Raw genomic sequence first — 25,213 nt, forward strand, 5'->3', positions numbered from 1 at the left:
TGCGACTTACCGCGCGCATGCCGGTCATACCGGACGTGCCGCCTTCTGCCGCATATCTCCGAGGCGAGTTCGTACAGGGTTCGCTGCCGGCTTCCACCATCCGCCGACTCTCTTGGAAACGCACCGCTGCCTACTGCTCCTCATCATCGACGAGTTTTTTTACCTGTGCAATGCCCCTATTATATAGAAAACAAACGCAAAAAGTCAATGACTCCGCGCCTTCCGCTCTCAAGCTGTGGTATACTGGTAGGCGCACTCGAAGCACTTGAGGAGGAATTTTCATATGTTCACACCCGAACAGGTCAAACCGTTTATCACGCACGCCGACCCGCTCGTCAGCAACGCGGCGATCCGGTTTTTGGCCGAGACGTATAAATACCCGCAGGACATCTCCGCGCTGGTGCTGGAGAAACTGGTCGCCGCCCCGCGCAAAGAAGACGTGTATCTGCACCGCGCCGCGGCTTTTCCGCAGACCAAAATCACCGTACAGGCGATGCTCCATCTGCTCAAAGCGAATCTCGTGACCGGCAACGCGCGCATCTTCCTGTCCCGCATGCTGCTCGGCAGCAGCCCGGAACTGCTCAAGCCCCATCTGGCGGCGATCCGGGAGCTGGACGAAGACTGGCAAGGCGAAGCGGCCGAGCGCGTGCGCGTGTCGGAATTGACCGACGAATGGGTCCGTCGTCTTTTTAATGAAGAAACGCAAAAAAACAGCGGCCTCGATTACGGCGAGATCGACTACGATACGCTCGATCTGCTGCTGGGCGAAATGATCGAACGCGAGATGCTGCAGCCGCGCGAGACGATGGACGAACTGCAGGAACAGTATACCAAAGACCCGGCATCCGTCCGCACGGTGTACCTGATGCAGGCGGCCGGCAAACTGAAGATCGCGTACGCGCTGCCGCTGTTCTACGACGCGCTCAAGTCCGACAACGATCTCGTGGCCGAACAGGCCGCCGATGCGCTCGTTCGCGTCGGCAGCGAAGAAGTGGTCGAGAAGCTGGTACAGATGTACGCCGAGGAAAAAGACGGCTTCCTGCTGCTCGGCATCGTCGATATTCTGTCGCGTATCCTGCTGCCGTCCGCCGAAGAAGCCTTGATTGCCCTGCTCGAAAAAGAAGACCATTTCACCCGCATCGCCAAACTCGCCGACGGCCTGTGCCGCCTCGGCTCCGAGCAGGCGCTGCCGGTCGTGCAGGAACTCGTGAAGATCGGCTACGACAAAGACTACGTCGAACTGAAAGAGTCGGTCTACGCCTGCTGCGTCATGATGGGCCGCCTGCTGCCCGAGCTCGACGAATGGCGCCGCGAGATCGCGGCCGAAGACGAAGAACGGGCGAAGAAATTGCAGCGTTAAGTCCTAACGTGGTGCTTCCGCGGCCCCGGCGAACCCGACATCGGCCGGGAACGCGCCAAGCCCAAGCCGAATACGCCAAGCAAAAAGAGCAGACCGCGGTCTGCTCTTTTTGCTGTCGGGCAAGCGGCACGCGCCGGGCGCAGCGGCGGGGAGTATGGCCGAGGAGTATGGCCCGCTGCCCGGAGTCAGCGCACCAACACCGACGAGACGAACATCCCCGCGAACAGGACCAGGATGACGACCGGCATCATTCCCATGCCAAGCGATCCGACGACGAGGCCGACGAGCAGCGGAATGACGGTGGAACCGGTATACGCGCTCGCCATTTCAAGACTGATGACGCTTTGCGAAGCTTTTTTGCCAAATCGTTCCGGCGTCATATGCACGAGGCTCGGATAGATCGGCGCGCCGCCGAAGCCGAGCACGAACAATCCGACTCCCGCCAGCAGAAGACTCGAAGAACCGATTAATACGATCAATCCCGCAGCGCCGATCAGGATGCCGTAGCGGATCAGCCGTTTGGCGGATAGCTGTTCGGACAAAAAGCCCGACAGGACGCGGCCGACGATGATGCCGATAAAATACAGCGACGAATACGCCGCGGCTTCGTTGACGGCCAATCCTTTGCCGGCGATCAGATAAGACGCCGCCCATAAGCCGATTGCCGTCTCCGAACCGTTATAGAGCAGCATCACGAGCATGGCGGGCTTGACTCCCTGAATACGGGAAGCTTCGCGGCCGCTCATGTACCTGGGCTCTTCTTCTTCCGGCTGCACGCGGCTCTCGAATATTTTCCACAGCGGCAGCGCCAGCAGCAGTACGGCGACGAGCCCGAGCAGGATCAGCGCGACCGTCATGAATCCGCCGCGCCAGTCTTCGCCGCCGCGCAGATGCGCCGCCATCACCAGCGGACCGGCCGTCGCGCCGATCCCCCAGAAGCAGTGCAGCCAGCTCATATGCCTGGCTTTGAAGTGCAGCGCCACGTAATTGCTGAGCGCCGCATCGACCGCGCCCGCCCCGAATCCGAGCAGCACCGCGCCGACAAGCAGCAGTGCGAAGTTCGGCACAAGCGCGTAGCAGACGAGCGCAAGCGCTGTCGACAGCAGGCTGCACGCGACCACTTTGCCCGTGCCGAACCGGTACAGCAGCTTGTTCGCCAGCAGGCTGGACGCGACCGTGCACAGCGAGACGACGAACGGGACGAGGCCCGCCATTTCCGTCGTCGCGTTCAAGTCCGACTTCATGACCGGCCAGGCGCTGCCAAGCAGCGAATCGGGCAGACCCAAGCCGATAAAAGCCAAATAAATCATAATAAGCAGCAAAGTAATCATAGTTCTTCACGAAGAAACTCCGAATAGGGACCGACAGGTATTCGGAATTTCCGCTCCCCTCCGTTTGATGTTCGGTCCGAAATCCAAACTATCATAATAGAGGGTATAATCATAGAGAGAAACGTTCCTTGAGGGGAAGCTTCTCCAATCCGAATTACATAAAGGAGGAATTTTGTTTGAATCTGTCCGATTTCCAACATTTCCGCTGGTTGAACGAAAGCAAGATCCGTTTCGAAGAGCATCGAATCGTTCTGGAAGCTCCTGCGAACAGCGATTTTTTTTGCAATCATGGGAATGCTTCCGAAGAAGGGACGACTCCCGAATCGCTCACGAACGCTCCTTTCTTTTACACGGAAGCGGAAGGCGATTTTGTGATGCGGGTCAAAGTCGAACACGACTTCAAAGACGTCTACGATTCCGCTTCGGTCATGGTCATGCAGGACTTGAACGTCTGGGCCAAACTCTGCTTGGAGCGTACCGATTTCGCAACGAATGCGGTGGTCAGCGTCGTCACCAATCAAGTATCCGACGATGCCAACGGCAGCAATCTGGACAGCAAGCAGGCCTGGCTTCAGATCGCACGCGTCGGTCCGTCGTTCGCTTTCCACTATTCGGTAGACGGGATTCGCTACGATATGATTCGCTACTTCACGCTGCCTGTCGGCGATACGGTCAAAGTCGGATTCGTGCCGCAGGCCCCGACCGGACAAGGCGGAGAACGCATCTATTCGGACTTTTCGCTGGAAGCCAGGACGGTCAAAAATATTCGGGCCGGAATCTGATCCCGAACCGCAAACCGAATACAAAAAAAGAAACCCCCGACTGGACAGTCGAGGGTTTCTTTAGATCGCATACAACGATCGCTTGGATTTCTCCGCTTCGCCCCGAGTCAAAGCTTGCGCCTTTACTTCTGAGCTTCCATTTTCGCTTTGTACGCGTCCAGCTGTTTTTGCAGCTCGGCTTTGACTTTGTCGTAGCCGGCCGTTTTGAGCTTGGCGCGGAATTCTTCGACAGCCTGGACCGGATCGGCGACTTTGCCGAAGTTGATCGCGGGACCGAGTTCGCCGGCGACCTGCGAGATGGCTGTCAGTTCGCTTTCGACCGGTGTTTTGTCGAAGACGAATTGACCGTACGGATAAGGAATCTTGATCTTGTCGTATTCGGCGTAGACGGTATCGATCTTGTCCCACGTCGTATCGCTCGGAATTTCGAACTTGTCGACGCGGCCGCCCCAGAAGTCGGAGTAGAACTGGTCACGCGCTTCTTCGTAGCCGGCCGGACGGGTCCGTTTGCCGTCTTTGAGTTCGTACTGCACGCCTTCGATGCCATAGTTCAGCAGATGGTAGATCTCTTCGTTGTTGCGGATCAGGTCGTACGCCATGAGGGCGCGTTCCGGATTTTTGCTGTGCGCGCCGAGCGACGTGCCGCCGTGCGTGATCGACAGTTCCATCAGGTTTTTGCCGCCCGTCGTGTTGAAGGCGAACATTTGCAGCTCCGAACCCGGCTGCGCTTTGTCCATCTCCACCCGCAGACCCGAGAACGTCTGGGTGTGATGCTGGTCCATGCCGGACAGGCCGGCTTTGAGCGCAACGCGGTTATCGTTTTTGTTGTTCAGCGCATCTTCGCGCCAGAACCCTTTGTCGGCCCATTCTTTCATCAGCTTGGTGTAATCGAGCAGCGTGTCGCTGAACACCGGTTCCGCGACCGTATATTTCTCGTCGTTCGAGACGGCGGTGAAGATCGGCATATAGCCGGTCGAGATCGGCAGGCCGAGATTGTCCGTGTAGGAATCGACGTAGCCGCCCCATGTCATCGCGCCCGAAGCCATATCCCACGGCACGACGTCCGGTTTGTTGTCTTTGACGTATTGGAGATACTCGCCGATCTGTTCCCAGTTGGTGATCGGCTCGTTCAAGCCGGCCGCTTTGGCCCAGTCGCCGCGGTAGAAGAACCCGTGGTTGACCCACTGCGTGTAATCGTTCTCCGGGATCAGGACGATCTTGTCGTTGTATTTGCTTTCGTTCCAGTCTTCTTCCGGAATCGATTTCCACGTCTCCGGCGCGTAGGTCGGCAGCAGTTCGTCCAGGTTCATGAACGCTCCGCGCTGCGCGTTGGCCCATGTGTCGAGCCAGTCGGTGCCGATCGTGATCAGGTCGACCGGTTCGCCGGAAGCGAGCAGCAGATTGTATTTGGTCTGCCAATCCGCCCATTCGACCCATTTCCATTCCAGTTCGGCATTGATTTTTTCTTTCATGATCACGTTCACTTTATCCATGACGGCTTCGAACTGCCCGTTCTGCGGCTTGTCGCCGAGGACGACGTAGCTGATCTTCACGAACTTCGACGTATCGGGCGTGCCGTCGGCTTTCGTTCCGCCCGAAGCGCTCGTCCCGCCGCCTCCGCTCCCGCCTCCGCATGCCGTCAATACGACCAGCATTGCGGACATCAGCAGTGCCATGCTTTTTTTCCATCTCAACATCTGTATACCCCCTCTGAATATTTTGGTCGGTGCCAAATCTTCAAATCGGTTGGCCTACGTATGAAACGGGAAGCGATCAGCCTTTGACCGCGCCTACCGTAATGCCCTTGATGAAGTAACGCTGCACGAACGGGTAGAACAGAATGACCGGCCCTGTCGCGATGACCGCGATCGCCATTTTCATCGTCTCGATCGGGACATCGCTGAGCGGTACGTTCGACGCGGCGGCGGAGTTGCGGATCGCGTCCGCTTTGGTGACCACGTTGTACAGATACAGCTGCAGCGGCCTGTACTCCATGTCCGACGAGAGGAACAGCATGGAATTGTACCATTCGTTCCAGTAGCCCAGAGCGATAAACAATCCGATTGTAGCCAGCGCCGGCGTCGTCATCGGCAGGATCAGCTTGACGAAGATCGTGAAATCGCCGGCGCCGTCGATTTTGGCCGATTCGGTAATCGCATGCGGGATGGAGCGGACGAAGCTTTTCATCATGATGATCAGGAACGGGCTGAGCAGCCCCGGCAGCAGAACGGCCAGATAATTGTCTTTGAGATGCAAATACTGGGTGATCAGCAGGTAGAACGGGACGAGCCCGCCGGAGAACAGCGTCGTGAAGTAGATGAAGAACGAGATTTTGTTGCGGAAAATAAAGTCCGGACGCTGCAGCGCGTAGCCGGTCATCGCCACGATCAGCAGGCCGGCCGCGGTGCCGACGACGGTAATGCCGATCGTGACCAGGTAGGAACCGAGAATCTGCGCCGGATTTTCGAGCACGATCCGGTAAGCGAACGTACTGAATTCTTTTGGCCAAAAGTTGAATCCGCTCTGCTTGACCGCGGCTTCGGAAGTGAACGAAGTGCCGAGCACGAGCAGGAACGGCAGCAGGCAGCATAGCGCGAAGCCGCCGATACACACATAACTGATGGCGCGAATGAGGATACTGCTGCGATCGGTCGTTTTGCGGGTGCGGATTCTTTCTTCATCCATAACGCCCATAAGAGGCCCCTCCTTTTTTTAAAAGAGTGAATTTTCCGGCGACAGCTTGCGTACGAGCCAGTTGGCCGTCAGTACGATCGCGAAGCCGAACAACGACTGGTACAAGCTGACCGCGCTGCCCAGCGAGAAGTTGAAGTTGGTCATCAGGGAACGGAACACATACGTCTCGATAATGTCGGTCGTGGCGTACAGCGCCGTGTTGTTGGCTCCGACCAGATTGTAGATCAGGCCGAAGTTGCCTTTGAGCACGCCGCCGAGCGAGAACAGCAGCAGGATGATGAACGTCGGTTTGAGCCACGGGAGGACGATGTAGCGAATCCGCTGGAACGCGTTCGCTCCGTCGATCTCGGACGCTTCCACCACTTCGTTGTCGAGTCCCATAATGGCGGCGAAGTAGATGATGGAGCCGTAACCGGTCGCCTGCCAGAGGTAGGTGAGCACGATGATGAACGGCCAGGCGTTCGGCGTCGAGTAGACTTTGACCGGTTCCATGCCGAGCGCTTGCAGAATGCCGTTGAGCAGGCCGTAGTCGTAGCTGAGGATGTTGTAGGCGATCAGGCCGATCAGGACGGCGGAGATGAAATGGGGCAGGAACATGAGCGTCTGGGAAATCTTTTTGAACCATTTGCCTGTGAGTTCGTTGAGCAGCACCGCCACCGCGATCTGCAGCACGTTGCCCAGCAGGATAAACGCCAGGTTGTACGCGACGGTGTTGAAGGTGAGCTTCCACAAGTCCCCGGTGATGACGAGGAAGCGGAAGTTCTCGAATCCGACGAACGGGCTGTTGAATATGCCGTCCGAGTAGTTGTACTTGATAAAGGCCAGGTACAGCCCCGGCATCGGCAGATACGCGAACACGATGAAAAAGACGAGAGCCGGCACACACATGATCAGCAGCGTACGGTTGTTTTTGAGCTTTTTCCACCAGGAGCCCGCCCGTTTGTTGGCAAGTTCCACGCTCATTTCTTTCTCGGTCAATACGGACAATGCAATCCCCTCCTTCTCTGGTCGACGGCACGGAACTCGAATGAAACCGATTACATTTTTGTAGCTGTAAAAAGGGACCTATCCAATCAGGTTTATGCGTCTTCTCATACACAACATACGAGTTAAAGCGATATTCCCGGATAGCTCCCTGTCCCACTGCCTATTTTTATGAAACCCGTTTCATTTCGAAACAAAATGTAATCGCTCTCTTTTGACATCAGAATAATCCCTGTTCCTGCTCTTGTCAATATTTTTTGTGAAAAAAGATTTACAGCGGCGGCCCCGTATAAGGCGCCGTCGTCTCCCGCACGACCAGCTCCGGCATGATCGATTGCAGCCGCGGCACTTTTTTGCCGGCGATCATTTTGTCGAGCGTTCGCGCGGCCTGGCGGCCGATCTCCTGCGACTGGAGCGAGACGGTCGTCAGTTCCGGGATGCTGTAAGTCGCCTGCGGAATATCGTCGTAGCCGACGATGGACAGTTCTTCCGGCACGCCGAGACCGACGCGGTGCGCCGCTTTCAGCGCCCCGATCGCGAGCAGGTCGTTCATGCAGAAAATAGCCGACGGGCGCCGCTTCGCCCCGAGCAGCCTCGACGCGAATTCCCGCCCTTTTTCTACGGAAAAGCCTTCGGTCAGTATCCATTCCTTGCGCACGGGCAGACCCGCTTCCTTCATCGCCGTGCGGAATCCGAGCAGCCGCTGCTGCGTGTTCGTCATCTTGGCGTAACCGCCGATCGCCGCGATGTCCCGGTGCCCGAGATCGATCAGATGCTGCACCGCGAGCTGCGCGCCCAGCTTCTGGTCGGCGGAGATCCGGTTCAGCTTCGTCTGCGGCAGATTGCCGTTGAGCAGCAGCACGGGCACCCGCTTGGACGCTTCTTCCACTTCGCGCTCCAGTTCGCTGCCCGGTTTGGCCAGATCGACGCGCCCGCCGATCATGACGATGCCGTCGACCTGCTTTTCCATCAGCAGATTCAAATACTGTGATTCGCGCTCGTACTGGCGATCGTACTGCCGCTCGTTTTCTTCGTTCGTGGAGATCGTATCGCACAGGAAATACGTATAACCAAGCTTGCGCGCTTCGTAGTCGAACCCGGATAACACTTCGGGGAAAAAAGGATTCGTGATGTCCGGCAAGATGAATCCGATCATGCCCGTTTCTTTGCGCGACAGGCTGCGAGCCAGTGCGTTCGGCTGAAACTGATGCTTGTGCATGAGCGCGACGATCCGTTCCCTCGTTTCTTTTTTGACGGGCGCGGTATTGTTGAGCACTCGGGATACGGTTGCTACGGACACATTCGCTTCTCTGGCGATATCGTAGACGGTCACCGGTCGCATCTGCATTCCTCTTTCCCCTGGGAAATTTGTGTTTGTGAAACGGGTTTCATTATGCGTTCGATTATACGCCCCCACCTGGCCGGAAGCAACGAAAAAGAAGGTCGGACAGCCATGCTGCCGATAACGGTATCGGCAGCAGCGTTCAACAGGAACGGCGAGCGCCGGTTCAGCCCGATCCTTTGCGGCAGGCGCCCGGCGTCGTGCCGGCAAACTGCTTGAACTGCCGCATGAAATGGGTCTCGTTCTCGTAGCCGCACAGCCTGCCGATCTCCCCGACCGGCAGCCGCGTGCTGAGCAGCAGGTATTTGGCGTATTCCACGCGGCCGCGGATCATGTCGGTGACGACCGAACAGCCGAACGTCTCTTTGTACAAATGCTGAAAATGCGACTTGCTCAAGCTGACCTTCGCCGCCAGCTCCTCCACCGATACCCGCGCGTCCGGCGAACCGTACAGATCCGCCCGCAGCCGCGACAGCGAGTCCGCGTAGCGCAGCGTCCGGGCCGGCGGAGCCGGGCGCACGAGCGCGGCGGCAAGCTTGGTCAGCAGGCTGCGCAGTTCGAGTTCGGCGATCTCCGCACAAAACGGTCCTTCTTCCCGCCCGGCGTTTTGCAGCTCCAAAATATGCCTCGGCACGAGCGCCGGATCGGGAGCGGACAGCAGACGGTCCGTCGGCAGGCCGAGCCGATGCAGCAGCTCCCCGACCCCGCCGCCTTCGCAGTGAAACCAGTCGTTGACGTACGGCCGTTCCAGATCGCGGTACGCGTGCGGCGTATCCGGCGAGAACAGAATATACGAGCTGCGCTCCGCCTGAGACGCCCGGCCGTTCACCGTCACTTCGGCCCGCGTGCGAAAAAAGACGAACGCATAATTGCCCGCGCCGTGCGGGCGTTCGATCCAGATCCCTTCGCGGTGCGTAAAGCGGCAGCCGCAGTTCACCAGCCGTATCATCTCTTCCCTCCTCCGTCTCCGATCCAGCACGATCCGTCAGTTTTTAGCCATTATAATTCATTGTTTCCCTTTTCGGCAAACGGTTATGGTAAACAGATATTCGACGAAGGCGAGGAAACTATTTTGGACGCTTACCTATTCGTGCATTTCAAGGAAAAAAAGACGCCGGACGGCGAGCAGGTCTATTTTGCGCTCAGCACGGACGGCTTTCATTGGGACACGGTGAATGGCGGACAGCCGGTGCTTGAGAGCAGACTCGGGGAAAAAGGCGTCCGCGACCACACGATCGTGCGCACGGACGAAGGCAAATTCCATATTCTCGCGACCGACCTCAGCCTGGCGAACTCTTTTCACGGCAAATACGAAGGAGATTGGGCCAATATCGGCACCGGCGGAAGCCGTAATCTGTCGCTCTGGTCGTCGGACGATCTCGTGCATTGGTCGGAGCAGCGGCTGATCGAACTCGGCGACGACGATTTCGGCTGCCTGTGGGCGCCCGACATCATTCGCGATCCGCAGCAGGGCGACTACGTCGTCCACTGGTCTTCTTCGCACGCGTCCAACGGCTACGGGCCGAAAGCGATCTACTACTCCCGCACCCGGGACTTCGAGCAGTTCACCGCACCGAAGCTGCTGCACCGCAAAGCGGACAGCGGCATTATCGATTCGGCGATCTACGAAGAAGACGGCTATTTCTACCGCTTCCTCAAAAGCGAAAAAAATCCCGAGACGCTGATCCTGGAAAAAGGAGCTTCGCTGACGGGAGACGACTATGTGCGCAATGATGCTTTTGACGAAGAAATGGCGAAGCTTGAGCAGGGCGTGTACGAAGCGCCGACCGCTTTCCGGCTCCGCGACGGCAAATGGTGCCTCATGCTCGACTTCTACGGCGTCGAAGGCGACGGCCAGGGCTACGTCCCGTTTATCGCGGACAGCCTCGCCGACGGACGCTTTATCCGTTCCGACGCCGACTTCAGCTTCCCGTACGGCTTCAAGCACGGCACGGTGTTAGGGATTACGCAGGAGGAATATGCGCGGATCAAGGAGTATTATGGTGCGGGGCTTGTGGATGGGTAGATGGGGTAGATGGGGTAGATGGGGTAGATGGGTAAGGTCGAAAAAGCCGGAAGATAACTCTTCCGGCTTTTGTCGATTCGCGGCGCAGATCGCGGCGCAGACAAACTCGGCGAATCGCGAAAGTTAGAGTATCGTGCAATCTTATAGTTTGATACTCTTAAAACCTTATACTCCCATATCTTCATATCCGCACACTCTTACAGCTGTACATCCTTACACCTTTACACCTTTACACCTTTACACCTTTACACCTTTACACTTTTACACTTTTACACTTTTACACTTTTATATCTTTACACCTTTACACCTTTACCTCGCATCTCGCATCTCGCATCTCGCATCTCGCATCTCGCATCTCGCATCTCGCATCTCGCATCTCGCATCTCGCATCTCGCATCTCGCATCTCGCAAGGGGTCGACCGAATTAACGTCCTGATGACACTTATTTTGAGCAAAAAGCCGTCAGAATCGCAAATAATTGCGTAGCGACACTTAATTGCCAGGAAAACGGGTTTTTCCGTATCTATCAGGCAAAATAACTGCTCTCACGCACTTATTTCGATCGGCAGCTATAGGCGGAGTAAAATAACTGCCCTCACGCACTTATTTGGCTCGAAAGCATAAGCAGACTGAAATAACTGCTCTCACGCAGCTATTTCGATCAATACAGCCATAGCAGAGTGAAGCAACCGTTTCCTCACCGTTATTTTGGAGAGAACGCTCGAAATAACAAACACTGCCTGCCCGCGTTAAAGCTCATTAAGGCTCATTAAAGCTTATTAAATTTTTTTCACATAAATAGTTGACAGCTAAATTAGAAGCGCGTATAATCTATTGCTGTAGGAAATAATTGTTACGGGATGTAGCTCAGCTTGGTAGAGCACCTGGTTTGGGACCAGGGGGTCGCATGTTCAAATCGTGTCATCCCGATCTAAGTTATACTTAAACACCCGGTCGCCTTGGCGACCGGGTGTTTTTGCGTGTCTGTTTGCGTCTCCGCTCCGCCCTGCCTGTCTAGGAAGAAACTTCCGGCCGTACGCCTTCGTTCGCTTCCGCCCGCGCTTGTCGGATGCGGTCGATTTGACCGAGATGCCGCTCGACGTGAGCCGCAAAGCCGCGCGCGATATCGGCGACGCTGACCGTTGTGCCCTGGGCGTTCACGCCGCTTTTCGCCCATTCGTGCGGTTGAAGCCGGGCCAGCAGCCGGGTGTTATACCGCAGCAGCGCTTCGAAATCTTCCAAAATGCCGGCCGCGGAACTTTCGTTCGTCCGCTGCCCGTCTACCCAGGCATCCTGGGCAAGCGCCGGCAGTCTCTCCGTCGATCCCGCCAGCACGGCGCGAATGCGGAACGATACGACGACGGAATGGTCGGTCAGATGGCCGAGCACTTCGGCCACGCTCCAGCGGTCCGGCGCCGCTTTCCAGTGGAGAGCCGTTTCGTCCAGCCCTTCGACGGCCTGCCTCAACCGGGGAGAGGTGCCGAGCACGTCGGCCACGATTTTTTCGCTCATCAGGAACTTCCTCCTCGCGACTTTGAATTTGGTTTACACTATTAGGGTTTGGGTTTGGGTTTGGTTTGGTTTGGGTTTGGTTTGGGTTTGGGTTTGGGTTTGGGTTTGGGTTTGGGTTTGGGTTTGGGTTTGGGTTTGGGTTTGGGTTTGGGTTTGGGTTTGGGTTTGGGTTTGGGTTTGGGTTTGGGTTTGGGTTTGGGTTTGGGTTTGGGTTTGGGTTTGGGTTTGGGTTTGGGTTATGCTAGCAGGAATTGCTTATTCGGATTACACTCCTGATTTTCTTTTATGAATTTTTCACATATTGATGTATTCACCTAAAGAAACTCCCTTACTGCTTGTCCGACAGTCGGGCCAACGCCCCGAGCGCCAGATCGGCCAGCAGGGCGGCGGCATCGGGCAGCGCCGAGTCGTCCAGCTCGAACGCCGGGTGATGCCATTCCTGACTGCCCGACGTCCCGACGAACAAGAACAGACCGGGCACTTTTTGCTGGTAAAAAGCAAAATCTTCGCTGGCCGGCGAAGTAATGCCGCTCGCGACGTGCAGGCCGAGCCTGTCGGCGCAGGCCCGGGCCAGTTCGGCAAGTTCCGCGTCGTTCACGACCGGCGGAGGCCCGCCGCTCCAGCGGACGGAAGCTTCCGCGCCGAACGCGGCGGCTACGCCGCCGGCTATCTCCGCGAAGCGCGCCTTGATCCGGGCATGCACGGACTCGTCGAACGAACGGATCGTGCCGTGCAGCAGGGCCGTATCGGGAATGACGTTCCACGTATTGCCGGCGTGAAGCTGCGTCACGCTGACGACCGCGCGATCCTGTGCGCTGATACTGCGGCCGGTAATCGTCTGGAGCGCCGTCACCAGATGCGCGGCCGTCACGATCGGATCGATGCCGGCTTCCGGCACGGCCGCATGCGTCGCCGTCCCTTTGACGGTCACCGTGAAGCCGTCCGAAGCCGCCATGATCGGGCCGGCCGCGATCCCGACCGTACCGACCGGCAGATCCGGCTTGTTATGCTGGCCGATCACGGCGCCGACGCCTTCCAGCGCGCCGGCCGCGATAAGCTGCTGCGCGCCTTTGGCCCGTTCTTCGTCGGGCTGAAACAGCAGCCGGACAGTGCCCGGCAGCTCCGCCTCGCGCAGCTTGAGGCGCTGCGCCGCGCCGATCAGCGCCGCGGCATGAAAATCATGCCCGCAGGCATGCATCCTGCCCGGATGGATCGAAGCGTACGGCAGGCCCGTCGCTTCTTCGATCGGCAGCGCGTCGATATCGGCGCGCAGCGCGACGATCGGACCTGCCCCGCTGCCGATCTCGGCGATCAAGCCGGTCTTCAGCCCGGTCTCGACGAGGCGGACGCCGATCCGCGCAAGCTTCGCGCGCAAATAATCGGTCGTCTCGTATTCTTCGCCCGACAATTCCGGGCGTTGGTGCAGATGGCGCCGGATCGCGATCCATTCTTCCGGCGTCAGCACGCCCGAAGACGCGGAGCGCCCAGACAATTTGCCGACGGGATAAGAGCCTTCCGCGGCGAGATGCGATACAGTTTGGGTACGGCGGGTCATCGGCGAAGCCTCCTGTCTGTGAGGTCGTAAAATAGGCCAAGTCGGCGGATACAAGTACGAGAGAACGCGTCTTTGGAGCGGGCTGGGCTGAACTTGGCTGAACTTGGCTGAACTTGGCTGGGTCATCTGAAGGCTGCGCAGCCTTCAGATGACCCAGTTCGCCTGCGGCGTGATGCGGCGCAGAAACTGCCTGGTCCGTTCTTCGCGCGGACGCTGGAATACGTCGTCCGGCGTACCTTCCTCGACGATAACGCCGCCGTCCATAAACACGACGCGATTGGCGACGTCGCGCGCAAAGCCCATCTCGTGCGTCACGACGATCATCGTGATGCCTTCGCGGGCGATATCGCGGATGACTTCCAGCACTTCGCCGACCCGTTCGGGATCGAGCGCGGACGTCGGCTCGTCGAACAGGATCACTTCCGGTTCGAGCGCAAGCGCCCGGGCGATGCCGACGCGCTGCTGCTGGCCGCCGGACAGGCGGCTCGGGTACTCGTTCAGCTTGTCGCCGAGGCCGACTTTGTCGAGCAGCGCCGCGCTTCGGGCGCGCGCCTCGGCGGCCGGCATTCTTTTGACGACGAGCAGTGCCTCCATCACGTTCTCCAATGCCGTTTTGTGGCGAAACAGATTGTACTGCTGGAACACCATCGCCGTTTTGCGTCGCAGCTTCAGGATATCGCCGCGTTTGGCCTGCGAGCAGTCCAGCCGGAAATCCCCGACCGCGATGGTGCCGCCGAACGGTTTTTCCAAATAGTTCACGCAGCGCAGCAAAGTCGTTTTGCCCGATCCGCTCGGCCCGAGAATGACGACCACCTCGCCCGTCTTGACGCTCAGGCTGATGTCCCGCAGCACTTCCTGGCGCCCGAACGATTTGGAAATATGGCTTAATTCGATCATGCGACACCTCCCCGATTATAAGCGCCTACCCGCTTCTCGATCATTGCCGCGACGCGCTCGATCAGCACCGTAAGTCCCCAGAAGATCAACGCGGCTGCCAAATACGCTTCGAAAAACTTCCAGTTCGTCGACGCGACGATCTGCGCTTTGGCATTAATATCGACGACCGATACGGCAAAAGCGAGCGTCGAACCGTGCAGCATGCCGATGACGGAGTTGGCCAGATTCGGCAGCGCCGCCGCCAGCGCCTGCGGGAACAGGATACGCCGCAGCGTCTGCACCGTCGTCAAGCCGACGGAATACGCCGCTTCCATCTGACCCCGGTCGACCGCAAGCAGCCCCGCCCGCACCACTTCGGACATGTACGCGCCCGCCGTGATCGAAAACGACAGGTAGGCGAAGCCGATCATCGGAATCGACACCGAGCGGAAGCTCCAGCCGAACGTTTCGGCCGCTCCGTCGATCAGCATCGGCAGCCCGAAATAAATGAGCAGCAGATGGGTCAGCATCGGCGTGCCGCGAATAAACGTGACGTAAGCGGACGCAAGCTGCGCCAGCACCGGAATCCGGTACAGGCGAACGAGCGCGGTCGCCGTGCCGATCCCGAAGCCAAGCAGCACCGATACGGCCGTAATCGACAGCGTTGTCGGGATCGCCCCGAGCAGCTGCCAAAAAGCGGTCCAAATAAACGAAGGATCAAGCTGCATCAGATTTGTCCTCCTTTTCCGGCGTCGATCTCGGCCAGTACGGCGCGGTACGACCCTTTGCCTCTGCGGCCGAACCGGCGAACCGGCGCTTCTTCGCGCACTTCATGCCGCTTCAAGCGGCGTTCGGCAGCCGACAGCCCTTTTTCGAGCGTGAAGCTGATTACGAGATAGATCAGGGCCAGCGCGATATACGTCTCGAAAAAATGCTGCGTCAGCGTGCCGAGCGTCTGCGCTTTGCCGGTCATCTCCATCACCCCGAGTGTAAAAGCAAGCGACGTGTCTTTGAGCAGCGCAATGACCAGATTCGAGAAGACCGGCACCGCGATCGCGAGCGCCTGCGGCAGGACAATCCGGGCAAACGCCTGATACGCCGTCATGCCCGACGCGTAAGCGGCTTCGACCTGCCCGCGGTCCACCGCTTCGACCGACGCGCGAATCATTTCCGCCGCATAAGCGCCGGTGTGCAGCCCGTAGACGAGAATGACGAAGAACAGCACCGGCGTGCGCGTAAGGTCGAGGCCGAGCGGCTTCAGCAGCTCCGGCAGTCCGTAATAGAACAGAAACAGCTGAATCAGGATCGGTGTTCCGCGAAAAAAAGACAAGTACAAACCGGACAGATTGCGCAGTACCGGAATTTTGTACAGGCGGGGCAGGGCGACCAGGAATCCGGCCGCAAGCCCCGTCAACAGCGAGCCGGCTACGATCAGGAGCGTAACGCCCAGCGTATCGATCAGCTTCGGCAGAAACGAAAAGACGTAGCCGATCTCAAAAGGCGCGCTCATCGCAAGTCTCCTTTCCCGAATGCCGGATAGAATAGGTAGACCGGTTCGACGGAAGTCGGAAGCGTACGCTTCATTTGGCGTGGTCGGCCGTCACGTCGCTGCCGAGCCATTCGACGCTCAAGTCGCTTAACGTGCCGTCCTCTTTGAGCTGCTTGACCGCGCCGTCGATCGCTGCGGACAGCTTCGCGGAATCGGCGTCGCCTTTTCGCAGCACGTACAAGACGTCGTCCGACGTCAATTCTTCGCCCACCTGCTTCAGCTTGCCTGTCGGATCGATGACCGGCACGACGAAATCGGCCGCGATAGTCGCGTCGACGCGCCCGGACACGAGCTGGCTGACCGTATCGTTCGCCTGGCCGCTCTGATACACGATATCGATTTTGGCGTCGTGTTCCTTGTTGTAGTTCTCAACGATTTGCGCTTCGGCGCTCGTGGCGCTGGTCAGCACTTTTTTGCCCTGCAGATCGTCGAGCGTCTTAATCGTCTCGTTCGTCTTGGCGACGACGATCCGGTTGCGCCAATGCGCGTACGGCTCCGAACTGAACGCGTATTTCTGCTCGCGCTCCGGGTTCTTCTCCATGACGTGCGCGACGAGGTCGATCTTGTTCGTCTCCAGACTCAGCAGCAGGTTGCCGAAATCCATCGTCTGAAACTCGAACGCGTACTCCGGCAGCCGTTCGTCGATCTTGCGCAGCAGTTCCACGTCGAAGCCGGTCAGCTTGCCGTTCTCGTCGAGAAAGCAGACCTGCGGGAACGCCGTGCACGTGCCGACCACGATCGTCTGGACGCCCGCTTGCGGCTCCGCGCCGCCCGAAGCCTGCGCGGTCGGTTCCCCGCCCGCGCCGCATCCCGATACGACGATCATGAGGCCGAGCGCGGCCGCGATCCACCCTTGTTGTTTGTTTGGCAGGCTTGTCCGTATTTTCGTCCGTGTTTTCATGTTCGATTAGCTCCTTTGGATGGCATAGTCGTCGGAATAGCGGGAGTCGGCAATATTTTTGCGAAACAGGTACATGAGGCCGTCCCCGTTTTTGGCGTCGATCTCCAAAATGCGTGTGTAGCCCCGGCGTTCGTACATCTCGACGAGCCACGGATGTTTCTCCGCCGTCGCCAGCGTCACCTCGCGGTGCCCGTGCTTGCCCAGCACGATCTCGCGTTCGACCCAGTCGATCAGCCGGCCTCCGTAGCCCCGGCCCGACACGTCGGGATCGGTCGCGAACCATTTGAAAAACGGCAGCTCGGTGATCGCTTTGCTCTCCCCGTTCGTGGACAGCGTCAGCGTAGCGACCGGCACGCCGTCCGCTTCCAGCAGGTAGCATTCGTTCTCCTCGATGTTTTGCAGCACCAGCGGCACGTCTGCATGGGCAGCAGGCCAATGCAGGCCCAACTCGCGAATCAGTTCGTAAGCGCGGTACGTCAGGTCGGCCAGCCGCTCCGCGTCCCGGGCTTCGGCTCTGCGGTAAACTTCACTCATGGTCGGCACCTCCATTTTAATTTTTACATCCCCGATTTGTTTAGTCGGAATTGATTGTTGATAACTGTATCACCTGCGTCGGCATCCGGCTAATCAACTTTTTCGATAGTCTTATACAAAACATTGATAAGCGTCCGCTGCGATCCCCGCAGCCGCAAGGGTTGTCGTCAAGCCCGGCAAACCGCTGTGCGCGCACGCCAAAAAGGCGGGCTCATCGCCCGCCTTCCCCTGATTCTGCCCGCCCGCTTACACGACCCTGCCGTCAGTTCCGCTCCGCGCCCAGAGGAGCGGCGGCCGCTTCCCCAAGCGAAGAAACGGCCGCAGGCAGCGCAGCCGAGCTTCCATCCTCTACTCCCAGCTCCCGCATGCCGTCGAATTCGAGCAGCAGCTGCGTGCCGCTCGCATCCGTATGCAGAAACATCCGGTCGGCTGAAGCGTACATGACGCCAAATCCGCGGCCAAGCGACCGCTTGCTGCTGTACCCGGACCCGACAAACGTTTTCGGCAGTTCGTGCAGCGCGATGCCCGAACCTTCGTCGCGTACGAGCACCTGCAGGGCGCCTTCGTGCGCGAACACGCTCACCTTGCCGCCCAGCGCGTGCTTGAGCAGGTTGGTCGACGCCTCGGACACGGCAAGCTTGACCTGCATGAGTCGCTTCGGATCACCCTGCGGCATAAAGCTCGCCGCCAGGTCCCGGCTGCGTCCGACGTCGGAGCGCGCGGCTACCGTCCAGGCGTCGAGGCGCTCGCCCAGACGTGCGAGCAGCTCTTCTTCGGCCGGGCACAGCGTGACTTTGCCGCCCGACAGCGCGCACATCATCTCCCGGTAAGAGCGCAGCGTCTCCCGCTGCAGCCGCTCGCGGTAAGCGATCGCCGGCGTAATATCGGTCAGCATGATCCGCACCTCGCCGTGCTCCGGGTCGAAATGCGCTTCGTACGTGCGCTCCCCGCACGGCAGCAGTTCGTAGAACGCGGTCTGCTCCGCCTCGGCGCGGCGTGCCAGACGGATCACCGGCGCTTCGAGCTCCGGTTCCTCAAGCCCGTACAGCAGCCCGTCGGACGACAGCTTGACCTGCATGCTAGCGCCGACGTAGGAACCTTGTTCGTCCGGCGAGGACAGGTCTGTCCCGACAGGCTTGATCGCCCCGGCGCGAGGTTCCGGCGGCGCGGATGCAGGCGATGCTTCCGCGCCCCGCAGCGCAAGTCTCTCGCGCAGTTCCTGCACCAGCGCAAGGTCGACGACCGCCGCCAGTTCGGGGTCGATCTCCCGCCCGGCCTGCTTGCGCACGAGGGCGCACACTTCTTCGTCGCCCGGTTCGCGCCGCAGCAGATGGTCGATCCGGCTGCACAGCGACAGGACGCGGGATTCGTACGGAATGTCACGCCCTTTCAAGCCGCCGGGAAAGCCTTTGCCGTCCCAGCGCTCGTGATGATGCCGCACCCACTTCGCCGCGCGTTCGTCTTCGGTCAGCGTGAAGATAATGTCGGCTCCTTTTTCGCTGTGGGAACGGTACTCGTCTTCTTCGGACAGCGACAGCGCTCCGCGCTTATTGAACAGGTAAGCGGGCAGCGTCGATTTGCCGATATCGTGCTGGATCGCGATCCGCACGAGCATCCGTTTTTTGTCGCGCGGGTAGGACAGGCGGTCCAGCAGATGGTCGGCGATGACGCCGGTGCGGATGCCGTGTCCTTCCAGCGCGGGCGACAGGCGGGATTCGAACAGCAGGCTGAACCGCTCGAACGTGCGCCGCCAGCCGGCGGCTTCCCTGCCGTATACGCTGGAAAAATACAGCACGAACACGAGCAGCAGTCCCGTGTAGGCCAGCTCGTAGAACATGTCGCTTCGCGACAGCATGCCGAGAAAATGCGGGATGACGAGGATGCAGAGCAGGATCGGCACCCGCGTTTCTTTGAGCCGACCGCGGATTCCGGCCAGCAGCTCGATGCCGGTCAGCATCTTGCGCATGCCGGAATCGAGCGGCAGCTTGACCGCTTTGAACGCCAGCGCCGCGGCGGCCGCCTGCACGTAGGGCGAAGCGCCCGGCCAGACCTGGTGCAGTCCGGCGAGCGCAAGCGCGGCACCGCAAGTGCTGAGCGTATAGACGGCCAGCCGCGACAGCCAGCGGACAGGATCGAATCCGCCGGCGCGGAAGCCCGCCTGCCGCGCTTCGTTCGCCAGGCAGCTCATGAACACGCCGAGCAGTGCGGTATACGGGCCGAAGCCGATCAGCAGCGCCAAAAAGCCGATCAGGCCCGCGCCGAATTCGTCTCCGCTGAGCAGCCGGATCGGGAACAGATCGAGCAGCAGCGTCAGAAGCAGAATCGGCAGCACGAAAGCCCACTCCACGTGCCCGGCTCCGACGGCGAGGATCGCCCCGTAGAGAAAGCCGGCCAGCGCCCAGAACGGATAAGGAACGTCGTTTTTGCCGTTTGTCGCGTTCGGTAATTGATTCAAGCTCATCGGTTCCTTTCCTGGGAGATGGACGGGCAGGCTCGCGCCTTGCGGCGGCAGCGCTTGAAGCTTCGATCGGTTACGATCTTCCCGGCCGCTTAATCGAACACTTCTTCGCCGAGAATTTCGCGGATTTGCAGCAGTTCGAACACTTCCATCACTTCGGGGCGCACGTCGCGGATCTTCACGGAACGTCCGCCTTCGCGCAGCTCGTCCACCGTGCGGATAATCAAGCCGATCCCCGACGAATCGACGAAGTACACTTCGCCGAAATTCAGCAGCACGTTCGGGTATTCGGACACGACGGGCAAAATATCTTCTTCCAGTACGTCGCCGCTTTCGATATCGAGGTCGCCCTCGAAGATGACGACGGCTTCGTCCTCGCTTTTATGAATCCGGTAAGCAAACATGACGTTCCTCCTGTTGTCGATCAAAATAAAAGCATTTCGCCCGCCGGACCGAGCCGCGCATGCACGTTCGAGGCCGCTTCGACGAATTGGAACGAACGCCGGCCGATCTGCACGACCGTGCCTTCCATCACCCGGCCGGCGCGGATCGAAGATTGCTCCAGCACCTGAAGCTTCGTCGCCACGCCGCCCATCGCGCCGACTTCCTTGACGTTGATCCCTTTGCCGGCGAAGTATACGCCGCCCCGCAGCGTTCCGCCGCAGTCCAGCACGCCCTGGCAGTAGATCGTCGTATTGTAGCTGCCTTTCGCCGCGCGGACGTTCCCGCCGCAGTAGATATGGCTGTTCTGCGCATATTGGAAATCCGCGAACACCGGCCGGTCTTCCGGCCCGCAGACCGACTCGTACAATTCGAGCGTCCGCAGGCGGAAAGCGTTCATCGCTTCGCCGTCGCGGAATCCGCCCTGCCGCAGGTCGAGAAACCCGAACTTGAGGCGTTCGGCATAGTCCCGCCATTCTTCGTCAAGCTGCGCTTCGTTTCTGGCGGCCTGTTCGGAGAAGCGCAGCAGCACCGCGTGCAGCGCTTTGAACTTGCCGCGCAGCAGCACGCTCAGCAGCGTGCCGAGCCCGGTCCGCTGCAGGTCGTTCAGCTTGAACGCGGCCGTCTGGCCGAGCTGGTCGATCGCCGCCTGCAGCATATGCATCTGCGAAGCGATCTCCAGCAGCAGCGGTTCGGCCTGGTCGGCAAACTCGTCGCGCTTGCCGATATTGACCCGCGCCCCGATCAGGCTGCCGGACGCGATCAGCGAATACGCGGCGTCAAGCGACGCCGATCCGACCGCGCCCCGAACCGTGATGCTGCCGAACGCTTCCACTTTCATGCCGTTTTGGACGCCGCCGGATATTTCAACATCGCCCCGAAACCGGATATTGCCCGATTTGAGATCGACGTCGCCCCGATGCGACAATTTGGGCAGCACCGACAGATGGACGCGGAAGCCCTGCTGCTTGAGCTTGGGCATGCCCGGACGCGTCGATACTGCGCGGCGCCCGTCTTCCGTAATCGAGACGCCTTCGCCGGCCGCAAGTTCGATCGAATGGACCGCGCGCGGCTCGATCGGACGATCCAGCAGGTCGCGCCCCGGGCGCCCCGGCTTCGCCGGCAGCGTCCGCACGAGCACCTGCCCTTCGGTCACGGTCGGAAATTCGACGATCTCCCGGTAGTCGATCGTGCCGTCTTCGCGGCTCTGCGGGCTGAGCCGCTTCGTCTCGGTCTCGAAGTTCGTCTCGAACCGGCCGTCCGCGCCTTGAACGGCCGGCGTTCCTTCGGCGATGACGAACACGCCCGGCTGCGCCGCAGCGCAGCCCTGCGCGATCGCTTCGGCGCGAATGCCGTAGACGACGCCGAGTTCCCGCAGCCGGGCCGCAACTTCGGCCGGCTCGATGCGCAGCGGCGTCCGATGCTCCTTGACCGGCACGGTCAGCGGCGACTGATCCTGGCAGTCGAGCAGTTCGTACCGGCTCTCGAAGCCGGGACGTACGTACAGGTCGGCGCGCAGACACGCTTCGTCGAATTCGATGCGCCAGACAGGCGCTTCGATCCGCGGCGACGGGTCGAGTTCCAGTCGGTCTTCGGCCGCGACGGACACCCGTTCTTCGACCGGTACGCCGCCCCGAAGGAGCACCGCGCCGGCAGGCGGGATCAGCACAGGCAGCTTTCCGCCCAGCACGCGAACGCGGAAAAGGCCGTTTTCGATCCCGATGCCACTGACCGGCTCGCCGGCCGCTTCCGAACCGGTACCGCTCAAGCCTGCTTCCCCGGCTTCACCCGGCAGTCGCTCTTGCCCAGGCAGGCCGGGCGCTTCCCGCAAGCCGGAAGCTTCGCCGCCGGGTTCCGGCCCGGTATTCTCCGTGCGCCGCGCTTCGTCCATCACGGTCACTTTGACGACCGCAAGCCGTCCTCCGAGCCCCAACACCCCGCGGCCGCCCGGTTCCAATATTTCGATCTGCACGGACTCGCGCGGCACCGACAACAATTTAAGCGCTTCCCCGACTGCAAGTTCGGCGCTTTTGGCTCGCGTAATAATCGATCGTTCCATCGGCTTTCCTTCCTTTCCCGCCGCATCTTGGCTTCCGCCCGTTCCATCCGTTCGATGACGTTATTCGTTCAATTGAATGGATACGATGCACACATCGTCTTTTTTGCCTTGTCCCAGCACCGCGAGCTTTTCGGTAAAACGGTCGTTCGGCAGATAACGAAAACGGGACGCGTACTCTTCCAACCGGCCGATGCCGTCTCGGATCGACTCCCGCGGCGTCTCGACGAGGCCGTCGGTGTACAGCACGATCTTGCCGGGCCCGTCGTAGCGGCACACGCCGCTGCCGCGGCCGATCGATTTGCGGATGCCCAGCGGCACGCCGGTATGTTCCATGTAATGCGCCTGACGATCCGACGGGAAAAAGAGCCCCGGCGGATGTCCCGCGTTGAAGTAACGAATCTCCCGCGCCTGCTGATCGATCAGCAGGTAGATCGCGGTCAGGTAAATCGAGCCGCGGCTGCCGCCGAACAGGCTGCAGATCTGCTTGTTCAATTCCTGGCACACTTCTTCCGGTTCCGACAGGCGCTTGACCATGCCGTCGAGCAGCGAGCGGACCGACATGCTGATCAGCGCCGAAGACAAACCGTGCCCGGCCACGTCGATCAGCATGACCCCGCAGCGATGTTCGTCGATCCGCGTCCAGTAGAACATATCGCCGGACACTTCGTCCGACTGGATATACTGGGCGTGGATCTCGATGCTCGGCTCGATCATCGGCGGCGGCAGCACCGTTTTCTGGACCCGCTTCGCCAGCTGCAGTTCCTTGAGCAGGCCGATCTCCCGGGCTTTGCGGATATCGGTCTCTTTTTTGAGCCGGATCGCCGACTGCACGCGCGCGAGCAGTTCGTATTCCGGCGCTCCTTTTTCGATAAAATCCATGCCGCCGGCTCCGAACGCTTCCTTGAAATGCCTTCGGTCCCCGGTCAGGAAAATGATCGGCAGATCGACGTACGCGGGGCAGTCCTTGATCAGGCGGCACGCTTCGATTCCGTCCATGTCCGGCATGACGATATCGAGTAAAATCAGGTCGAACGCGGCCGCTTTGCGCGGTACGCGTCCGTGGCTCATGCCGAGCCGTCCAAGCGCTTCCTCCGCGGAAGCGGCCGTCTCGATGCCCGAGTAACCGGCTTCCGACAGCACCTGCTTGAAATAGGCGAGGTTCATCATCGAGTCGTCGACGATCAATAGGCTCATGGCGTGTCTCCTTCGCGCGAATCATCGTGGTCGATCGCCTGCCCCACGTTCGGGATCAAGCCTAAACAGGGTTAGTTATATCATCGACGACGAACCGGCGATTGTTAAGATGCGGGAGACCCATTCTTTTTTTAAAAAAATTTCCAGACGTTCCACACAAAAAAGGCTCCGCTTCCGAACGGATGTCCGGATAAGCAAAGCCTTGTTCAAAACAGGACGATTCCGGCCGCGGCGGAAAGCAAAATGACCGCAAGCGGGTGCAGCTTCCATTTGACGAGCGCGATCAGCCCGCCCGCTCCGATCAGCAGCATGCCGATCGTCGGCCAGCCGAGCAGCGTCTGCGCGGTCAGGCCGCCGAACCCGAAATGGATGCCCGCATACACAATGAGCGCGACGACGACCGGGCGCAGCCCGTAGAAGACCGCTTTGACGCCGAGTTTGTCATGCAGCCGCACGAAAAAGGCGGTCAGCACGACGACGAGCAGCAGCGACGGCAGCACGATGCCGAGCGTCGCCGCGATCGCGCCCGCCGGTCCCGCCTGCGCGTATCCGATCAGCGTCGCGCTGTTCGTCGCGATCGACCCGGGTGCCATGCCCGACAGCGAGCCGATTTCGCGAAACGCGGGCGTATCGATCCAGCCCCGTTCCGCCGTTTCCCGCTGGATCAGGCTCATGACCGCGTAGCCTCCGCCGAAGGCCATACAGCCCACTTTGAAAAAAAGGGCGAACAGCTCCCACAGCATAACGTTTCTCCTGCCTTCCTATAGTAGGGATAGCGCGTAAATAGCCTATAGACCGCGTATCCGGATCAGATATAGTATTCCGGCAGCATCGCTTCCGGTTCTTCGACGCTCCGTTTCGGTTCCGTGCGTGCCTGCGCGCCGGCATGCCGCCGATACAGCGTCGCGGCCAGGCCGACAGCCGGTCCGCCCGCGATCAGCCAGAGCGAATGCAGATTCGTCAGCAGCAGCAGCGCGAGCGCCGCGGCCGCGATGCCGAACGTTACCGCGTCGAACAGCGACGTTTTGGCCATTTTCCATGCTGCCAGCAGGATCAGCGCGGTCACCGCCGCATGCACGCCTTTGAGCGCCGCTTCCACTTTCGGATTTTCCCGAAAAAAAGCGTACAGCAGACTGAGCGCCAGCACGATCGCAAGCGTCGGCAGCGTGATGCCGAGCACCGCCGCGGCCGCTCCGGCGACGCCGCCGAGCCGGTAGCCGACAAAAGCCGCCGAGTTCACCGCCACGCCGCCCGGCGCCGAACCCGCTACCGACACCATGTCGCTCATCTCTTCCCGGCGCATCCAGCCCCGGCGTTCCACGATTTCGCGTTCGATCGTCGCAATCATTGCGTAGCCTCCGCCGAACGTGGACGGTCCGATTTTGAGAAACGCGACAAAAATGGCCGGGACCTGCCGCAGCCGGCTTTTCGTTCCCGCCGTCAAGTTCATGGGACAGGCTCCTTTCTCGCCTCATATTCAACTTGTCCAGTATAACACATTTTCTCATTATGAATTTAAGTTGAGGTAAAATAACTGAAAAAAGGTGTGAAAATCACTCAAAAAGCCGTATATTGATAAAATAAAGATGACTAATTACCAAACCGAATATAAGTC

Annotated in this window: 22 protein-coding genes, 1 tRNA gene and 1 other annotated feature (1 of these 24 running past the window's edge); of the genes, 4 read left to right on the forward strand and 19 right to left on the reverse strand. The window is 59.6% G+C overall.

The genetic code is table 11. From position 1 onward, the window contains the following. Positions 1-156, reverse strand: a binding site (T-box leader) (it extends 102 nt beyond the left edge of the window). A gap of 127 nt (positions 157-283) precedes the next feature. After that, entirely contained in the window at positions 284-1,360 is a 1,077-nt protein-coding gene (locus FFV09_RS03170) for a HEAT repeat domain-containing protein (RefSeq protein ID WP_141446338.1), read from the forward strand. A gap of 185 nt (positions 1,361-1,545) precedes the next feature. On the opposite strand, the gene FFV09_RS03175 is transcribed toward FFV09_RS03170, so the two are convergent. Beyond that, positions 1,546-2,682, reverse strand: coding sequence for an MFS transporter (locus FFV09_RS03175; protein WP_170314918.1), 1,137 nt, complete (start codon positions 2,680-2,682; stop codon positions 1,546-1,548). Between the two features lie 185 nt (positions 2,683-2,867). Here FFV09_RS03175 and FFV09_RS03180 point away from each other — a divergent pair, with 185 nt between their 5' ends. Continuing rightward, positions 2,868-3,473, forward strand: a complete 606-nt coding sequence (locus FFV09_RS03180) for a DUF1349 domain-containing protein (RefSeq protein WP_141446340.1) — start codon at positions 2,868-2,870, stop codon at positions 3,471-3,473. Positions 3,474-3,595: 122 nt separating this feature from the next. Here the strand turns inward: FFV09_RS03180 and FFV09_RS03185 are convergent, their stop codons facing one another. From FFV09_RS03185 to FFV09_RS03205, 5 genes are all read right to left on the reverse strand, one after another. Then, positions 3,596-5,170, reverse strand: a complete 1,575-nt coding sequence (locus FFV09_RS03185) for an ABC transporter substrate-binding protein (protein WP_141446341.1) — start codon at positions 5,168-5,170, stop codon at positions 3,596-3,598. A gap of 76 nt (positions 5,171-5,246) precedes the next feature. After that, entirely contained in the window at positions 5,247-6,158 is a 912-nt protein-coding gene (locus FFV09_RS03190; RefSeq protein WP_141450307.1) for a carbohydrate ABC transporter permease, read from the reverse strand. Positions 6,159-6,185: 27 nt separating this feature from the next. Next, positions 6,186-7,130, reverse strand: a complete 945-nt coding sequence (locus FFV09_RS03195) for an ABC transporter permease (protein ID WP_141450308.1) — start codon at positions 7,128-7,130, stop codon at positions 6,186-6,188. Positions 7,131-7,422: 292 nt separating this feature from the next. Continuing rightward, the gene (locus FFV09_RS03200; RefSeq protein ID WP_342782084.1) at positions 7,423-8,499 is read right to left on the reverse strand and encodes a LacI family DNA-binding transcriptional regulator; all 1,077 of its coding nucleotides are present in this window, start codon (positions 8,497-8,499) and stop codon (positions 7,423-7,425) included. 160 nt (positions 8,500-8,659) lie between these two features. Next, complete coding sequence (locus tag FFV09_RS03205) at positions 8,660-9,442, reverse strand: helix-turn-helix domain-containing protein (protein WP_141446342.1); 783 nt, start codon at positions 9,440-9,442, stop codon at positions 8,660-8,662. 123 nt (positions 9,443-9,565) lie between these two features. Between FFV09_RS03205 and FFV09_RS03210 the strand changes: the two genes are divergently transcribed. Both FFV09_RS03210 and FFV09_RS03215 read left to right on the forward strand, forming a co-directional pair. Beyond that, a complete protein-coding gene (locus FFV09_RS03210) occupies positions 9,566-10,519 on the forward strand; it encodes a glycoside hydrolase family 43 protein (protein WP_141446343.1) in 954 nt (317 codons plus the stop codon). Positions 10,520-11,375: 856 nt separating this feature from the next. Further along, positions 11,376-11,449: transfer RNA gene (locus FFV09_RS03215), tRNA-Pro, on the forward strand. A gap of 84 nt (positions 11,450-11,533) precedes the next feature. Here FFV09_RS03215 and FFV09_RS03220 read toward each other — a convergent pair. The 13 genes from FFV09_RS03220 to FFV09_RS03285 all read right to left on the reverse strand — a co-directional run bounded on the left by FFV09_RS03220 (position 11,534) and on the right by FFV09_RS03285 (position 25,048). Then, positions 11,534-12,031 carry a DinB family protein gene (locus FFV09_RS03220; RefSeq protein WP_141446344.1) on the reverse strand — a complete coding sequence of 166 codons (498 nt, stop codon included), beginning with the start codon at positions 12,029-12,031 and terminating at the stop codon, positions 11,534-11,536. Between the two features lie 328 nt (positions 12,032-12,359). Next, on the reverse strand, positions 12,360-13,523 hold the full coding sequence (locus FFV09_RS03230; protein ID WP_425472302.1) for an amidohydrolase: 1,164 nt from the start codon (positions 13,521-13,523) through the stop codon (positions 12,360-12,362). Positions 13,524-13,730: 207 nt separating this feature from the next. Next, entirely contained in the window at positions 13,731-14,483 is a 753-nt protein-coding gene (locus FFV09_RS03235; protein ID WP_141446347.1) for an amino acid ABC transporter ATP-binding protein, read from the reverse strand. Continuing rightward, on the reverse strand, positions 14,480-15,190 hold the full coding sequence (locus FFV09_RS03240; protein ID WP_141446348.1) for an amino acid ABC transporter permease: 711 nt from the start codon (positions 15,188-15,190) through the stop codon (positions 14,480-14,482). The genes FFV09_RS03235 and FFV09_RS03240 overlap by 4 nt, the downstream gene beginning before the upstream one ends. Further along, complete coding sequence (locus FFV09_RS03245; RefSeq protein WP_141446349.1) at positions 15,190-15,972, reverse strand: amino acid ABC transporter permease; 783 nt, start codon at positions 15,970-15,972, stop codon at positions 15,190-15,192. The genes FFV09_RS03240 and FFV09_RS03245 overlap by 1 nt, the downstream gene beginning before the upstream one ends. 70 nt (positions 15,973-16,042) lie before the next feature. After that, positions 16,043-16,912 (reverse strand): transporter substrate-binding domain-containing protein, encoded by an 870-nt coding sequence (locus FFV09_RS03250; protein ID WP_170314919.1) that lies wholly within the window; start codon positions 16,910-16,912, stop codon positions 16,043-16,045. 6 nt (positions 16,913-16,918) lie between these two features. After that, positions 16,919-17,446, reverse strand: coding sequence for a GNAT family N-acetyltransferase (locus FFV09_RS03255; RefSeq protein ID WP_141446350.1), 528 nt, complete (start codon positions 17,444-17,446; stop codon positions 16,919-16,921). 262 nt (positions 17,447-17,708) lie between these two features. Then, on the reverse strand, positions 17,709-19,901 hold the full coding sequence (locus FFV09_RS03260; protein ID WP_170314920.1) for an HD domain-containing phosphohydrolase: 2,193 nt from the start codon (positions 19,899-19,901) through the stop codon (positions 17,709-17,711). A 95-nt stretch (positions 19,902-19,996) separates the two neighbouring features. Further along, on the reverse strand, positions 19,997-20,308 hold the full coding sequence (locus FFV09_RS03265; protein WP_141446352.1) for an STAS domain-containing protein: 312 nt from the start codon (positions 20,306-20,308) through the stop codon (positions 19,997-19,999). Between the two features lie 20 nt (positions 20,309-20,328). Then, positions 20,329-22,404 carry a FapA family protein gene (locus FFV09_RS03270; RefSeq protein ID WP_141446353.1) on the reverse strand — a complete coding sequence of 692 codons (2,076 nt, stop codon included), beginning with the start codon at positions 22,402-22,404 and terminating at the stop codon, positions 20,329-20,331. A gap of 60 nt (positions 22,405-22,464) precedes the next feature. Beyond that, positions 22,465-23,598 (reverse strand): PP2C family protein-serine/threonine phosphatase, encoded by a 1,134-nt coding sequence (locus tag FFV09_RS03275; protein WP_141446354.1) that lies wholly within the window; start codon positions 23,596-23,598, stop codon positions 22,465-22,467. 206 nt (positions 23,599-23,804) lie between these two features. Continuing rightward, entirely contained in the window at positions 23,805-24,341 is a 537-nt protein-coding gene (locus FFV09_RS03280) for a chromate transporter (protein ID WP_141446355.1), read from the reverse strand. Positions 24,342-24,406: 65 nt separating this feature from the next. Continuing rightward, on the reverse strand, positions 24,407-25,048 hold the full coding sequence (locus FFV09_RS03285; protein WP_141446356.1) for a chromate transporter: 642 nt from the start codon (positions 25,046-25,048) through the stop codon (positions 24,407-24,409). Positions 25,049-25,213 lie beyond the last annotated feature (165 nt).

The organism is Saccharibacillus brassicae (genome assembly GCF_006542275.1).
Taxonomy (GTDB): Bacteria; Bacillota; Bacilli; order Paenibacillales; family Paenibacillaceae; genus Saccharibacillus; species Saccharibacillus brassicae.